At 66.2% G+C, this 14,979-nt stretch carries 12 protein-coding genes; 8 read left to right on the top strand and 4 right to left on the bottom strand.

Annotated features, from left to right (window positions below; all coding sequences use genetic code 11):
• Window positions 1-14 precede the first annotated feature (14 nt).
• The 8 genes from gap (at window position 15) to ACWETB_RS20095 (ending at window position 10,598) form a co-directional block, all read left to right on the top strand.
• A complete protein-coding gene (gene gap / locus ACWETB_RS20130) occupies window positions 15-1,031 on the top strand; it encodes a type I glyceraldehyde-3-phosphate dehydrogenase (RefSeq protein WP_452213182.1) in 1,017 nt (338 codons plus the stop codon).
• Between the two features lie 36 nt (window positions 1,032-1,067).
• The gene (locus tag ACWETB_RS20125) at window positions 1,068-2,279 is read left to right on the top strand and encodes a phosphoglycerate kinase (RefSeq protein ID WP_449742922.1); all 1,212 of its coding nucleotides are present in this window, start codon (window positions 1,068-1,070) and stop codon (window positions 2,277-2,279) included.
• Entirely contained in the window at window positions 2,276-3,097 is an 822-nt protein-coding gene (gene tpiA / locus ACWETB_RS20120; RefSeq protein ID WP_449742921.1) for a triose-phosphate isomerase, read from the top strand. The genes ACWETB_RS20125 and tpiA overlap by 4 nt, the downstream gene beginning before the upstream one ends.
• Window positions 3,098-3,216: 119 nt before the next feature.
• Window positions 3,217-3,456, top strand: a complete 240-nt coding sequence (secG, locus tag ACWETB_RS20115) for a preprotein translocase subunit SecG (RefSeq protein WP_348803724.1) — start codon at window positions 3,217-3,219, stop codon at window positions 3,454-3,456.
• 150 nt (window positions 3,457-3,606) lie between these two features.
• The gene (gene ppc, locus ACWETB_RS20110) at window positions 3,607-6,441 is read left to right on the top strand and encodes a phosphoenolpyruvate carboxylase (protein ID WP_452213179.1); all 2,835 of its coding nucleotides are present in this window, start codon (window positions 3,607-3,609) and stop codon (window positions 6,439-6,441) included.
• A gap of 299 nt (window positions 6,442-6,740) precedes the next feature.
• A complete protein-coding gene (locus tag ACWETB_RS20105; protein WP_449742919.1) occupies window positions 6,741-8,840 on the top strand; it encodes a glucose PTS transporter subunit IIA in 2,100 nt (699 codons plus the stop codon).
• Window positions 8,841-8,859: 19 nt separating this feature from the next.
• Window positions 8,860-9,690, top strand: coding sequence for an ABC transporter ATP-binding protein (locus ACWETB_RS20100; protein ID WP_452213176.1), 831 nt, complete (start codon window positions 8,860-8,862; stop codon window positions 9,688-9,690).
• A 125-nt stretch (window positions 9,691-9,815) separates the two neighbouring features.
• Window positions 9,816-10,598, top strand: a complete 783-nt coding sequence (locus tag ACWETB_RS20095; RefSeq protein ID WP_452213174.1) for an ABC transporter permease — start codon at window positions 9,816-9,818, stop codon at window positions 10,596-10,598.
• 18 nt (window positions 10,599-10,616) lie between these two features.
• Here ACWETB_RS20095 and pgl read toward each other — a convergent pair whose 3' ends face one another.
• Genes pgl through tal form a run of 4 tightly spaced genes read right to left on the bottom strand, consistent with a single transcriptional unit; the run spans window position 10,617 to window position 14,976 of the window.
• Entirely contained in the window at window positions 10,617-11,357 is a 741-nt protein-coding gene (gene pgl / locus ACWETB_RS20090) for a 6-phosphogluconolactonase (protein ID WP_452213172.1), read from the bottom strand.
• Window positions 11,357-12,271 (bottom strand): glucose-6-phosphate dehydrogenase assembly protein OpcA, encoded by a 915-nt coding sequence (locus tag ACWETB_RS20085; protein ID WP_449742915.1) that lies wholly within the window; start codon window positions 12,269-12,271, stop codon window positions 11,357-11,359. The genes pgl and ACWETB_RS20085 overlap by 1 nt, the downstream gene beginning before the upstream one ends.
• Window positions 12,272-12,305: 34 nt before the next feature.
• Complete coding sequence (gene zwf / locus ACWETB_RS20080; protein ID WP_449742914.1) at window positions 12,306-13,916, bottom strand: glucose-6-phosphate dehydrogenase; 1,611 nt, start codon at window positions 13,914-13,916, stop codon at window positions 12,306-12,308.
• The gene (gene tal / locus ACWETB_RS20075; protein WP_449742913.1) at window positions 13,855-14,976 is read right to left on the bottom strand and encodes a transaldolase; all 1,122 of its coding nucleotides are present in this window, start codon (window positions 14,974-14,976) and stop codon (window positions 13,855-13,857) included. Before tal ends, zwf begins: the two co-directional genes overlap by 62 nt.
• Window positions 14,977-14,979: the final 3 nt, after the last annotated feature.

The raw sequence follows: 14,979 nt of genomic DNA, 5'->3' as shown, positions 1-14,979 counted from the left end.
TAAGGAGCGATCAAGTGACTGTTCGGGTAGGCGTCAACGGATTCGGCCGCATCGGCCGCAACTTCTTCCGTGCCGTAGAGGCGCAAAAGGCTTTGGGCACCACCGATATCGAGATCGTCGCAGTCAACGACCTCACTGACAATGCGACTCTCGCTCACCTGCTGAAGTTCGATTCCATCCTGGGACGCCTGCCGCAGGACGTCTCGCTCGACGGCGATTTCATCGTTGTCGGCGACCAGCGCATCAAGGCGCTCGAGGTCAAGGAAGGCCCGGCCGCCCTCCCGTGGGGAGACCTCGGTGTCGACGTCGTCGTCGAGTCGACCGGTATCTTCACCGCGGCGGAGAAGGCCAAGGGCCACATCGATGCCGGTGCCAAGAAGGTCATCATCTCCGCCCCCGCCAGCGGCGAGGACATCACCATCGTCATGGGCGTCAACGACGACAAGTACGACGGCAGCCAGAACATCATCTCCAATGCGTCGTGCACCACGAACTGCCTCGGGCCGTTCGCCAAGGTTCTCAACGACGAGTTCGGCATCGTCTCCGGTCTGATGACCACCGTGCACGCCTACACCCAGGATCAGAACCTGCAGGACGGTCCGCACAAGGATCTGCGCCGTGCGCGCGCCGCCGCGATCAACGTGGTGCCCACCTCGACCGGTGCGGCCAAGGCCATCGGCCTGGTGCTGCCGGAACTCAAGGGCAAGCTCGACGGTTACGCACTGCGCGTGCCGATCCCGACCGGCTCGGTGACCGACCTCACGGCGATCCTGGAGAAGTCCGCGACCGCCGACGAGATCAATGCCGCCATGAAGGCCGCCGCCGACGGGCCGCTCAAGAACATTCTCAAGTACTACGACGCACCGATCGTCTCCAGCGACATCGTCACCGATCCGCACTCGTCGCTGTTTGACGCGGGCCTGACCAAGGTCATCGGCAATCAGGTCAAGGCCGTCTCCTGGTACGACAACGAATGGGGCTACTCCAACCGCCTCGTGGACCTGTCCGGCCTGGTCGGCAAGTCGCTCTGATCGACACGTCCACAACCTCAACGGAGTAACGCTGCAATGGGTGTACCCACTCTGAAAGACCTTCTGGCCGAAGGCGTTTCGGGTCGCGGGGTGCTGGTTCGGTCGGACTTCAACGTCCCGCTGGACGGATCGACGATCACCGATCCGGGCCGCATCCTCGCCTCTCTGCCGACGCTGACGGCGCTCATCGAAGCCGGGGCGAAGGTGATCATCACCGCTCACCTCGGCCGGCCGAAGGGCGAACCGGATCCGAAGTACTCATTGGCGCCGGTGGCCGCGCGCCTCGGTGAGGAACTGGGCCGCAACGTCCAACTCGCCGCGGACGTGGTCGGGTCCGACGCGCTCGCCCGCGCCGAGGGGCTGACCGACGGCGACGTGCTGCTGCTGGAGAACATCCGGTTCGATCCGCGGGAGACCTCAAAGGACGAGGCCGAACGGGAATCCCTCGCCAAGGCGCTCGTCGAACTCGTGGGTGACGACGGTGCCTTCGTGTCCGACGGTTTCGGAGTGGTGCACCGCAAGCAGGCCTCGGTCTACGACGTCGCCAAGCTGCTCCCGCACTACGCGGGTGAACTGGTGGCAGCCGAGGTGAAGGTGCTCTCGACGCTCACCGAGGATCCGGACCGTCCGTACGCGGTCGTTCTCGGCGGCTCCAAGGTGTCGGACAAACTCGGCGTCATCGAGGCGCTGGCACCCAAGGTCGACACCCTGGTGATCGGCGGCGGGATGGCCTTCACCTTCCTTGCCGCGCAAGGGCATTCGGTCGGATCGTCGCTGCTGCAGGAGGATCAGATCGACGTCTGCAAGGACCTGCTGGAGCGGTTCGGCGACGTGATCCACCTGCCGGTCGACGTGGTGGTGGCCGACAAGTTCGCCGCCGACGCCGAATCCGACACGGTGGCCGTCGACGCCATCCCCGACGGCTGGATGGGCCTGGACATCGGTCCCGAGTCGGTCAAGCGCTTCGCCGCGCTGCTCTCCGGCGCCAAGACCATCTTCTGGAACGGCCCGTCGGGCGTATTCGAGTTCGAGAAGTTCTCCGCGGGCACCAAGGGCGTGGCCGAGGCGATCGCCGCGGCGACCGCCGGCGGCGCGTTCTCGGTGGTCGGCGGCGGTGACTCGGCCGCGGCGGTGCGGACCCTCGGGCTCCCCGACGACGACTTCTCACACATCTCGACCGGCGGCGGAGCGTCGCTGGAATACCTGGAGGGCAAGGAACTCCCCGGTCTGAAGGTGCTGGAATCATGAGCGAATCAACAGGGCCCGCTCGCTTGGCTCCCGGCGCCCGCAAACCCCTGATCGCCGGCAACTGGAAGATGAACCTCAACCACCTCGAGGGCATCGCGCTGGTTCAGAAGATCGCATTTGCGTTGCCGGCCAAGTACTTCGAGAAGGTCGACGTGACGGTGATCCCGCCGTTCACCGACATCCGATCGGTACAGACTGTCGTCGACGGCGACAAGTTGCTGCTCACCTACGGTGCGCAGGATCTGTCCGAACACGATTCGGGTGCCTACACCGGTGAGATCAGTGGGGCGTTCCTGGCCAAGCTGGGATGCACCTTCGTGGTGGTCGGGCACTCCGAGCGCCGCACCATGCACGCCGAGACCGACGAGGTCGTGCTGGCCAAGACCAAAGCGGCACTCAAGCACGGTCTGACCCCGATCGTGTGCATCGGTGAGGGACTCGACATCCGCGAGTCCGGCGAGCATGTGGCCTACAACGTCACCCAGCTCAAGGGATCGCTGGCGGGGCTGTCGGCCGAGGACATCGGCAAGGTCGTCATCGCCTACGAGCCGGTCTGGGCGATCGGCACAGGGCGGGTGGCCAGTGCCGCCGACGCACAGGAGGTGTGTGCCGCGGTGCGAGCAGCGCTGGCGGAGATCGCCGACGAGTCGACCGCCGCGTCGGTCCGCGTGCTCTACGGGGGGTCGGTGAACTCGAAGAACGTCGGCGAGATCGTCGGTCAGACCGACGTCGACGGGGCTCTGGTCGGTGGGGCGTCGCTCAAGGCCGATGAGTTCGCGACGCTCTCGGCGATCGCCGCGGGCGGCCCGCTGCCCTGACGGGGAGTTCCGACGCGTACACTGGGCGGGCCGGGTCATCGTTGACGGTGATCTGGCCTGCCCAGATGTGCATCCGCGGGGGATGTGCGCACCGACGATCGAAGAGGAATTCCTACGCCGTGCTCGAAACTGTGCTGGATATCGGCCTCATCATCACCAGCGTGCTGCTGGTGATCCTGGTTCTTCTGCACCGGGGCAAGGGTGGCGGCCTGTCGTCGCTGTTCGGCGGCGGCGTGCAGTCCAGTCTGTCCGGATCCAGCGTGGTCGAGCGCAACCTCGACCGACTGACCATCTTCGTCGGCCTCATCTGGTTCATCTTCATCATCGGCATCGGCGTCGACATCAAGCTGTCCGCCTGATCTGCCCCGTCTGATCTGCTCGACCGGCCGCGATCGGCCTGGTCATCGTGGCTCGGTCTCCCGACTTGGGGGAACCGGGCCACTTTGCGTTTGTGTGACGAGGCTTGTCCCGAGATGCCACGGTGATGTCGACGCGGAATACTTGCACCCATGACTCAATCGAACCCGTCCGCAGGCGCTCCGGGTTGGCGTCCCTCGATTCCCATCGTCGACCACATCACCGTGGACGAGGAGGGCCGTGCGCTCACCGAGCCTCTCCGGGAGGACATCAGGCTCCTCGGTGGGATCCTGGGCGACATGGTGCGGGAGCACTCGGGAACCGATGTGTTCGATCTGGTCGAGAACGCCCGGGTGGCCGCGTTCAAGATCCGCCGCGCCGAGATCGATCGGGCCGAACTGGCCGACCTGTTCACCGATCTCGACCTCGACAAGGCGATGCCGGTCATCCGCGCCTTCAGCAACTTCGCCCTGCTGGCCAACCTGGCCGAGGACATCCACCGGGAGCGTCGCCGCGCGATCCACGTGCGCGCCGGCGACCCACCGCAGGACAGCAGCCTGGCAGCGACCTACGCGAAACTCGCCGCCGCCGATCTGTCCGACGCCGAGGTGGGGGCGTCCCTCGCGGACGCGACGGTCGTCCCGGTGATCACCGCGCACCCCACCGAGACACGTCGTCGTTCGGTGTTCGAGGCGCAGAACCGAATCACCGAACTGATGCGTTACCGCGACCGCACCGAATTGACACCGTCGGAGGCCGACGAGGTCATTCAGGGGCTGCGCCGGCAGATCCTCACGCTGTGGCAGACCGCGCTGATCCGGCTTGAGCGACTCACCATCCAGGACGAGATCCGTTCCGGGCTGCGGTATTACGACGCCGCGTTCTTCGACGTGATCCCCACGATCAACACCGGGGTGCGGGAGTCGCTGCGCGCGGCGTACCCCGACGCCGGTCTCGCCGACGAGCCGATGCTGCGGATGGGATCCTGGATCGGCGGCGACCGCGATGGCAACCCGTTCGTCACCGCCGAGATCGTGGAGATGGCCACGACGTTGGCCGCGCGTACCGCAGTCGGTCATCATCTCAATGAATTACACAGTCTTGCACAGGAATTGAGCATGTCGACGCGGCTGATCTCGGCCGATGACCCGATCTACGAACTCGCCGGGGTCGGGCGGGAGGACCCCGCCGCCGACGAGCCGTTCCGTCGCGCCCTGCGCCACATCCGCTCTCGCCTCGTCGCCACGGCCACCGAACTGTTCGGCGAAGAGGTGATGCGGCAGTCGGACCTGTTCCTGCTCGACGGCGCCGAGCCCTACGTCACCGCCGGTGAATTGCTCGCCGATCTCGACGTGATCGATGAGGGCCTGCGGTCCACCGGCGATGACATCATCGCCGACGACCGCCTGTTGACCTTGCGGGAGGCGGTGCGCACCTTCGGTTTCCATCTCTCCGGGCTCGACATGCGACAGAACTCGGACATGCACGAGGATGTCATCGCCGAACTCCTTGCCTGGGCGGGCGTACATCCGGACTACAAGTCGCTCGACGAGGCCGAGCGCGTGGAGATCCTCACCGCCGAACTGACCGCACGTCGGCCGCTGACCAGCCCCGACGCCGATCTGAGCGAGCTGGCCATCAAGGAGCTCGGGATCGTGCGTGCCGCCGCGCGAGCGGTGGCGAAGTTCGGTCCGCATGCGGTGCCGAACTACATCATCAGCATGTGTACCTCGGTCAGCGACATGCTCGAACCGATGATCCTGCTCAAGGAAGCCGGGTTGATCGAGATCGACGAGACCGGTTCGCTGGTGTCCACGGTGCGGATCGTGCCGCTGTTCGAGACCATCGAGGACCTGCAGCAGGGTGCCGAAACCCTGCTGGCGGTACTGGATCTGCCGTTCTACCGGGATCTGGTCGCTTCACAGGCCGACATGCAGGAAGTGATGCTCGGCTATTCGGACTCGAACAAGGACGGCGGCTACATGGCTGCCAACTGGGCGCTGTATCGCGGCGAACTCGACCTGGTCGAGGCGGCGAGGAAGGCCGGGATCCGGTTGCGCCTGTTCCACGGTCGCGGCGGCACCGTCGGCCGTGGCGGCGGTCCGAGCTACGACGCGATCCTGGCCCAGCCCCCGGGTGCGGTGCAGGGATCGTTGCGACTGACCGAACAGGGCGAGATCATCGCCGCCAAGTTCGCCGAGCCGGTGACGGCGGAGCGGAACCTGGAGACCCTGCTCGCGGCGACGATCGAGTCGTCCCTGCTCGATGTGGAGGGCCTCGGCGACGAGTCCGAGGAGGCCTACACCGCGATGGACGAGATCGCCGCACTGGCGCGCTCGGCCTACAGCAAACTCGTGCACGAGACACCCGGCTTCGTCGAGTACTTCACGACCTCGACCCCGCTGTCGGAGATCGGTGCGCTCAACATCGGTTCGCGTCCTGCCTCGCGGAAGCAGACCGAGAAGATCTCCGATCTACGGGCGATACCGTGGGTGCTGTCGTGGACGCAGTCGCGGGTGATGCTGCCTGGCTGGTACGGCACGGGTTCGGCCTTCGAGCAGTGGATCGGCGACGACGAGACGCGGCTGGCGACCCTGCGCCGCTACTACGAGCAGTGGCCGTTCTTCCGCACCGTCATGTCGAACATGGCGCAGGTCCTGGCGAAATCGGACATGGGCCTGGCGCATCGTTACGCGCAGCTGGTTCCCGACGAGGAACTGCGCAACAAGGTGTTCGGGATGATCGTCGACGAACACGAACGCACCATCGCGATGTACGCGAAGATCACCGAGACCAACGATCTGCTGGCCGACAATGCCGCGCTGAAACGGTCGGTGTACAACCGCTTCCCGTATCTGGAGCCGCTGAATCTGCTGCAGGTGGAGTTGCTGCGCAGGTTCCGTGCCGGCGACGACGAGCCGCGCATCCGTCGCGGCATCCAGCTGACGATGAACGGATTGGCCACCGCGCTGCGCAACAGCGGCTAGGGGCCGGCCAGGACACGCACCACACAGAGGTGACGAAGAACCACACAGAGGTGACGAAGAACCACACAGAGGTGACGAAGAGCGGAGACGCCCGGCAACGGGTGTCTCCGCTCTTCGTGCATGCTCGGTGCACTTCCACCGGGTGGTGCGCACCGACGGTGCCGATTCAACCGCGATTTTGGTGAAGTAGGTCACGGGCTGTCTCGCGGCGCTCTACTGTCACAGGGCCGGTTGCAGACGTCTGGGGGACCGCCCGCGTCCGGGTATGAACAGCGTTTCTCGGACTGCGAGGTGCAGACATGTCCCCAACATCGGCATCGGAGATCGTCGCGGCGGTCGGCGGTCCGGAGAACATCACCAGCCTCACCCACTGTGCGACGCGATTGCGTTTCCAGCTCCACGACAACTCCGGAGTCGACAAGGACCGGGTCGAGGCCATCGACGGCGTGCTGGGAGCGGTGCCGCAGGCGACCACCGGCTATCAGGTGATCATCGGCGGTGGCGTGCAGACGATCTACAACGAGATCATGGACCTGCCGGCGATGGCGACCGTCGGTGCCCCATCGGACGCCGACATCAAGGCGGCGGCGCGCGCCCAGGGGCCACGCGGCAAGACCGCCTGGCTGGACACCCTGTTCGAGTACCTGTCCGACTCGTTCCGGCCGATTCTCGGTGCACTGCTCGGCGCGTCGCTGTTCATCACCTTCATGTCGCTGATGGCGACGTTGGACGTCATCCCGTCCTGGAACGCACCGGGCGTCACGCTGAGTCCGTCGTGGACGTTCATCAACCTGTGCTGGCAGTGCGTATTCGTGTTCCTGCCGTTGATGATCGCCTACAACGCGTCGAAGAAGGTCAACGCCGATCCCTGGGTGGGCTTCGCGATCATGGCCGTGTTGATGCTGCCCGCGTACACCGGGTTCGCCGACATCGCCACCACGCACACGATCTTCGGTTTCACGGTCAAGACGATCGATGTCTTCGGGCTGCCGTTGACCGTCAACGACTACAGTTCCCAGGTCTTCCCGCCGTTGCTGATGGCCGCGGTGCTCGGTGCGCTGTACAAGCTGCTCAACAAGCTCATCCCGTCCAACGTGCAACTGATCTTCGTGCCGTTCTTCGCGATGCTGATCATGATCCCGTTGACCGCGTTCATCATCGGCCCGATCGGGGTGTACGTCGGAGCGGGCCTGGGTGATCTGCTCAAGTCCATCAACGACTTCTCCCCGTTGATCTTCGCGATCGTCATCCCGCTGGCCTATCCGTTCATGGTGCCGTTGGGACTGCATTGGCCGATCAACGCCATCATGCTCATCAACATCCAGACGCTGGGATACGACTTCATCCAGGGGCCGATGGGCGCGTGGAACTTCGCCTGCTTCGGGGCCACCGCCGGCGTCCTGTACCTGTCGTGGCGGGAGCGTGATTCACAGATGCGCCAGACCGCCACCGGTGCCCTCGCGGCGGGCCTGCTCGGCGGCATCTCCGAACCGTCGCTCTACGGAATCCACCTGCGGTTCAAACGAATATATCCACGAATGCTCGTGGGCTGTCTGGTCGGCGGTGTGATCATCGGCGTGGGCGGCGGTGTGAAGACGAACGCCTTCGTATTCACCTCGTTGCTGACGATCCCTGCCTTCGACCCGATCGGACTGTACGGGATCGCGGTGGCCGCCGCCTTCATCACGGCCATGGTGCTGGTGATCCTGGCCGGATATCGCACCCCCGAACAGCAGGCTGAATTCGAGGCCGCCCGCGCGAAAGGCCTCGAGACGCCCGGCGCCGTTCCGCTCGACGACTCCGCCCTGGGCGTGCAGGCGGCCGGGGAGGCGGCGACCGCCGCCCCGGCCACGGCCGGTGCCACGTCCGTTTCCGACCCTGCCGCAATGAGTCTCAAGGAGCCGACCGGTGGTGGCGACGTCACCGACATCGGTTCGCCGCTGGACGGCACGGTGGTCTCCCTGACCGAGGTCCCCGATCCCGCCTTCGCCGGCGGCACGATGGGCGGCGGCGCCGCGATCATCCCGTCCGGCGACACCGTCTACGCGCCGGCCGACTGCATGGTGGTGGCGGCGCAACCGACCGGCCATGCCTTCGGGTTGGTCCTCGGCGGCGGCATCGAGTTGCTCATCCACGTCGGTATCGACACGGTGCAACTGAAGGGTGAGGGCTTCGATGTCAAGGTGAAGGCGGGCCAGAAGGTTACCGCCGGAACACCGTTGGTCACCTTCGACCGTGCGGTGATCGAGGCCGCGGGCTATCCGCTGATCACTCCCGTCGTGGTGATGAACACCAAGAAGTTCGCCTCGGTCACCAAGATCGCCCAGGGTGCAGTCTCGGTCAAACATGGCGATCCGCTCGTCGCGGTGGAGGCGAAGGCGAAGGCGGCGGCGACCTGAGCTGCCATAGACTGGCGGGGTGCCGGCCGCAGCCGAGGTAGCGATCAACGTTCGTCACCTGCGCAAGGTGTATCCGGGAGATGTGGGTGCGCTGGATATCTCGTTCAGGGTGGCCGAGGGTGAGATCTTCGGCCTGCTCGGGCCCAACGGATCGGGAAAGACGACCGCCGTCGAGTGCATCGGCGGATTACGAGTCCGCGACGGTGGCGACGTCGACGTGCTGGGATATGACCCGGCAGATGATCAGACGGCAATGCGTGAGGTCGTCGGTATCCAACCGCAGGAAAGTCTCCTGCCCGACAAGATCAGGGTCGTCGAGGCGTTGGATCTGTTCGCGCAGTTCTACCGCGACCCCGCCGACGCCGGGATGCTCCTGACCAGGCTGGGACTTGACGAAGTTCGCGACTCCTACTTCCACCGGCTCTCCGGCGGACAGAAACAGCGATTGTCGGTGGCACTCGCCTTGATCGGTCAGCCGAGGCTGGCCATTCTCGACGAACTCACCACCGGCCTGGATCCGCGGGCACGACGCGCGGTCTGGGAGGTGCTGCGCGAACTGCGCGATCGGGGCACCACGATCCTGCTGGTGTCACACTTCATGGACGAGGCCCAGCATCTCTGCGATCGGGTGGCGGTGATCGATCACGGCCGGGTGGTCGCACTCGACACCCCCGACGGATTGGCCTCCGGGTGTCGGCGACGCAGAAACTGCGATTCACACCCAGTGCGCCGATCGATGTATCGGTCCTGCGTGCCCTGCCGTCGGTGCACAGCGTCACCGTTGACAACGGCGATCATGTCGAAGTGGTCGGTGACGCCGAGGTCGTCACCGATGTGGTGCTGGCGTTGAACGACCAGGGTGCGCGGGCCATGCGGCTACGGGTCGATCAGGCGGGGCTCGAGGATGCGTTCGTGGCGGTGGTCGATCGAGAAGACGGCCGACAGGTCGAGGCCGACCGAGGGGAGGGCTGAGGCATGGCCGCCACCCCCCTTCTGGGACATGCGCATTCTCGTGCCGGTTTGCGTGGCCTGCGTCCACTGCTGATCAGCGAAGCGCGCTTGATGCGCCGCAACCCAATGCTGGTGGTCTGGGTGGGTGTGTTGCCGGTGGTCGCGGCGGTGGTGCTCGGTGCGATCCCGGCGACCCGAGAGCCCCAGGCGTACCTGGACGGGAACAGCTGGTTCGCCGTCTACCAGCCGATCCTGGTGATGTTCTCGTCCGTGATGCTCAGCGTGCAGATCCTGCCCGACACATTGACGCGCTATCGGGAGCGCGGCATCCTCAAGCGTCTGCGCACCACTCCGGCAACCCCTGCGGCACTGCTGATCGCGCAGGTCATCCTGACGTTCGCGGTGGAGATCGCGGTCGTGGTCCTCATCGTCGTCATGCCTGGCATCGTCGGCGCGGCGGTACCGCGAAACCTCCTCGGATTCGCAATCGCGGTCGTGTTCTCGGCAGCCGCCATGATCTCGTTGGGCATGATGATCGCGGCGGTGTTCGCCAACAACAAGGTCGCCGCGGCCGCCGGCACCGTGCTTTTCTTCGTGCTGCAGTTCTTCGCCGGCCCGTGGTGGCCGCGACAGAGCATGCCGGAGTGGCTTCGCGCCATCTCCGACGCGACACCCAGCGGCGCCTCGGTCGCGGCGCTCACCGATTCGGCGCAGGGCGGATGGCCTTCGTGGACCTATCTTCTGACACTGCTCGCCTGGTCGGTGGTCCTCGGCGCCCTGTCCGTCCGGTTCTTCCGGTGGGAGTGAACCGAGCCGTCAGCCGCCTCAGTCGGGCAGATCCGCGGCGGCCGCGCGATCGAGGAACCACACGGTCTCCTCGGTCCCGTGGGCTCCGGCGCACGGCCAGTCGGCGGGATCGGCACCGGCATGAGCCGCGGCGACGGCCTGCGCCTTGTCGGCGCCGGCGACCAGGAACCACACCGCCCGGCTACGGTTGACCACCGGTAGCGTCAGGGTGATGCGACGAGGCGGTGGCTTCGGCGAATTCGCCACGGCCACAACCGTTCTCTCGGTTTCCGCAGTGGCCGGCGTGTGCGGGAACAAGGAATTGATGTGTCCCTCGCCGCCCATCCCGAGCAGGTGCACGTCGAAGGCCGGGGAGACGCCCCCGCCGGCGGCCGCCAGGAGGGTGGCCGCATACTCTGCCGTGGCCGCCTCGATGTCGTCGCCGAGGGGTCCGTCCGACGGGGCCATCGGATGGACTCGGGACGGATCGACCGGAACCGAGCCGAGCAGCGCCTCGACGGCCTGGCCGTAATTGCGTTCCGGATCGTCGGCGGGGACGAAACGATCGTCCCCCCAATAGATGTCGACCATCGACCAGTCGATTGAACCGCTGTCGGCGGCCAGCGCGGCGAGGATCGCGATCCCGTTGCTGCCCCCGGTCAGGACCACCGACGCGACACCTCGTTGCGCCTGCGCGGTGGTGACGAGATCGACGAACCGCCTCGCGGCCGTACTCACAAGGGTGGCCTTGTCCTCGAAAACCAGTGTCTCCGTGGTCATCACGCAGCCCCCTGACGGGCGACCTCGACGGCACCACGCAGCGACAGCTCGTAGACCTCATCGGTGTCGAGTCGACGCAACTCCTCGGCCAGGTAGACCGGGAGATCACGTGACAACATGGCCACCCGGCCGTCGGGCTTACCGGGAACGGAGATGACGGCGTTGCCGTTCTGATCGATGGAGAGCACTGTGGCCCCCTCGTCGCGGAACAACCGCACCTCGAAGCTGCCGATCGAGCGGGTGGTCGGCACGCCCAACGCCCAGTGCAACCACCCCGCGAGCAGGTCGATCCCGGGGGAGTGGCCCGGACCGGTGACCTCCACCGACTGCACCGGGGTGTGCGGCGGACGGTCGATGGCCGAGGCGAGAAGTGCGCGCCAATGGGTGATCTGTGTCCACGCCAGGTCGGTGTCGCCGGGGGAGTAGGTCGCCAGGCGACGCTCGAGCACCGTGTCCGGATGAGCGGATTTGCTGGCATCGAGGATGCGCCGCTTGCCGATCCGGCCCATCGGGTCACGGGCGGGATTCTCCGGTGCCGCACCCGGCCACCACACCACCACCGGACAGTCCGGCAACAGGAACGGGGTGACCACGCTGTGCGGTTGATCGGCGAGCGGGCCCTGCATCGCCAGCACCACCACCTCCGAGGCGCCGGCGTCGCCGCCAACCCGGATCTGCGCGTCGAGTCGCGACTCGCCCTTGCGGCTACCGCACGCCAACACGATCACCCGGCTCGGGTGCTCACTGCTCGCGTCGACGGCCGCCTCGATCGCGGCCTCGGTCGGTTCGCCGTGTTCGGCGACCACCACCAGCGTCAGCACGCGGCCCAGGCTGATCGCGCCGCCGGATTCACGCACCTGCACCATCTTCTTGGCAACCTCGTTGGTCGAGGTCTCCTGCATGTCGATGATCATCGGTGTCCTCCCGGTTGCGTCGAATCCGTGGTGTTCACGGGCGCCGCCACGCCCGCCCGGCCCGGGCCATCATCTCCTCGGCGGAGGCCGGTCCCCATGTCCCCGACTCGTAGGAGTCCGGCTTACCCGATTCAGCCCAGTTCGCCAGGATGGGATCAAGGATCTTCCAGGACAGTTCGACCTCGTCGTTGACCGGGAAGAGCGAGGGTTCGCCGAGGAGCACGTCGAGAATCAGCCGCTCGTAGGCCTCCGGCGACGCCTCGGTGAAGGCGGTGCCGTAACTGAAGTCCATGTTCACGTCACGGACCTCCATGCTCGACGCGGGCACCTTGGAACCGAACCGGAGCGTGATCCCCTCATCCGGTTGCACCCGGATGACCAGGGCGTTCTGGCTGAGTTCCTCGGTCATCGTCTTGTCGAACGGGAGGTGCGGTGCGCGTTTGAACACCAGCGCGATCTCGGTGACCCGACGTCCGAGCCTCTTGCCGGTGCGCAGATAGAACGGGACCCCGGCCCACCGCCGTGAGTCCACCTCCAGGGCGATGGCGGCGTATGTCTCGGTGGTCGAGTCGGCGGCGAACCCCTCCTCGTCCTGCAGACCCGGGACCTGTTCGCTGCCCTGCCATCCGGGCCCGTACTGGCCGCGCGCCGAGTTCTCCTCAAGCGGCAGGATGTGGCGCGTCGCGGAGAGGACCTTGATCTTCTCGGTCTGTAACTGTTTGGGCTCGAAGGAGATCGGCTCCTCCATCGCGACGAGGGCCATCAGCTGCAGCAGATGGTTCTGGATGACGTCGCGGGCGGCGCCGATCCCGTCGTAGTACCCGGCGCGACCACCGAGGCCGATGTCCTCGGCCATGGTGATCTGCACGTGGTCGACGTAGTGCGAACTCCACAGCGGATCGAAGAGCTGGTTGGCGAACCGCAACGCGAGGATGTTCTGCACCGTCTCCTTGCCGAGGTAGTGGTCGATGCGGAACACCGACGACTCGGGGAAGACCGCGTTGACGATTGCGTTGAGTTCCTTCGCCGACTCCAGGTCGTGACCGAACGGCTTCTCGATCACCACCCGGCGCCAGTGGTCGTCCCGTTCGGTGGCCAGACCGCTGCGCTGCAACTGCTCACACACCGTCGGGAAGGCCTTCGGCGGGATCGACAGGTAGAAGGCGTGATTGCCGTCCGTGCCGCGCTCCTCATCGAGCTTGGCGAGGGTCTGCTTCAACCGCAGGAAGGCGTCGTCGTCGTCGAAGGAACCGTGCACGAAGCGGAACCCCTCGGCGAGGCGTTCCCACACCTCTTCCCGGAAACCGGTCCGGGCGTGCTGTCGCACCGCGTCATGGACAACCGTGGAGAAATGCTCGTCGTCCCAGTCGCGTCGGGCGAAGCCGACCAAGGCGAACGACGGCGGCAGCAAACCCCGGTTGGCCAGGTCGTAAACGGCCGGCATCAGTTTCTTGCGGGCCAGGTCCCCGGTCACACCGAAGATCACCAGACTCGACGGTCCGGCGATCCGCGGCAGCCGTTTGTCACGGGGATCGCGTAACGGGTTCTTCCACGTCGGGCTCTGCGAGGACGACGCCACGCGTTCAGGCCTTCTTCGCCGCGGAGAGCTGCTCGGAGGTGGCGTCGAGCAGTTCGTTCCACGCATCCTCGAACTTGCTCACGCCCTCGTCCTCGAGGACGGCGAAGACGTCGACGAGATCGATGCCCAGCGCCGCGATGGCGTCGAACGTCTCCTGGGAGGCAGCGGCAGTCCCGATGATGGAGTCGGTGTTGACCCAGCCGTGATCGGCGAAGGCGTCCATCGTCTTGCCCGGCATCGTGTTCACGGTGTTCGGCGCGACGAGCTCACTCACGTACAGGGTGTCGGGGTAGTCGGCGTTCTTGGTACCCGTCGATGCCCACAGCGCACGCTGCGGGTTGGCGCCCTTGGCGAGCAGTTCGGGGAACCGGGACTCGACCTCGAACACCTGCTGATACGCCGAGTAGGCCAGCCGGGCGTTGGCGAGGGCGGCCTTGCCCTTGAGGTCGACGGCCTCCGGGGTGCCGATCGCGTCGAGGCGCTTGTCGATCTCGGTGTCCACCCGGGACACGAAGAACGACGCCACCGAGTGGATCGCGGACAGGTCGTGGCCCGCCTCGGCCGCGGCCTCGATGCCGGCGAGGTAGGCCTCCATCACACCCTGGTAGCGCTCGACGGAGAAGATCAGCGTCACGTTGACGCTGATGCCCTCGGCGAGGACGCGGGTGATCGCGGGCAGGCCCGCCTTGGTGGCCGGGATCTTGATCAGCAGGTTCGGCCGATCCACGATCTTCCACAGCTCGACGGCCTGGGCGACGGTGGTGTCGGTCTGGTGTGCCAGACGCGGATCGACCTCGATCGACACCCGGCCGTCGATGCCGCCCGACGCGGTGTACACCGGTGCGAGCACGTCGCACGCCGCACGCACGTCATCGGTGGTGATGGTGCGGATGGTGGCGTCCACATCGGCGTCACGCGCCGCGAGTTCGGCGATCTGGGCGTCGTAGGTGCGTGTGGAGGAGATGGAGGCCTGGAAGATCGACGGGTTGGTGGTCACGCCGACCACCGACTTGGTGTCGATGACCTCCTGCAGGCCGCCGGAGGAGATCAGGTCACGGGACAGGTCGTCCAGCCACACGGATACCCCGGCGGCGGACAGTTCGGCGAGCTTGGCGTTCTGGGTCACGAT

Source organism: Gordonia sp. NPDC003950 (assembly GCF_053605205.1).
The sequence above is the reverse complement of the archived record's forward strand: the minus strand, read 5'-3'. Positions and strand labels throughout refer to the sequence as shown.

Excerpts from the sequence above, each read along its gene's own strand:
- ACWETB_RS20125 (WP_449742922.1), top strand. The coding sequence starts at position 1,068 with ATGGGTGTACCCACTCTGAAAGACCTTCTGGCCGAAGGCGTTTCGGGT.
- tpiA (WP_449742921.1), top strand. The coding sequence starts at position 2,276 with ATGAGCGAATCAACAGGGCCCGCTCGCTTGGCTCCCGGCGCCCGCAAA.
- ppc (WP_452213179.1), top strand. The coding sequence starts at position 3,607 with ATGACTCAATCGAACCCGTCCGCAGGCGCTCCGGGTTGGCGTCCCTCG.
- ACWETB_RS20105 (WP_449742919.1), top strand. The coding sequence starts at position 6,741 with ATGTCCCCAACATCGGCATCGGAGATCGTCGCGGCGGTCGGCGGTCCG.
- ACWETB_RS20095 (WP_452213174.1), top strand. The coding sequence starts at position 9,816 with ATGGCCGCCACCCCCCTTCTGGGACATGCGCATTCTCGTGCCGGTTTG.
- pgl (WP_452213172.1), bottom strand. The coding sequence starts at position 11,357 with ATGACCACGGAGACACTGGTTTTCGAGGACAAGGCCACCCTTGTGAGT.
- ACWETB_RS20085 (WP_449742915.1), bottom strand. The coding sequence starts at position 12,271 with ATGATCATCGACATGCAGGAGACCTCGACCAACGAGGTTGCCAAGAAG.
- zwf (WP_449742914.1), bottom strand. The coding sequence starts at position 13,916 with ATGCGTGGAACGAACTGCTCGACGCCACCTCCGAGCAGCTCTCCGCGG.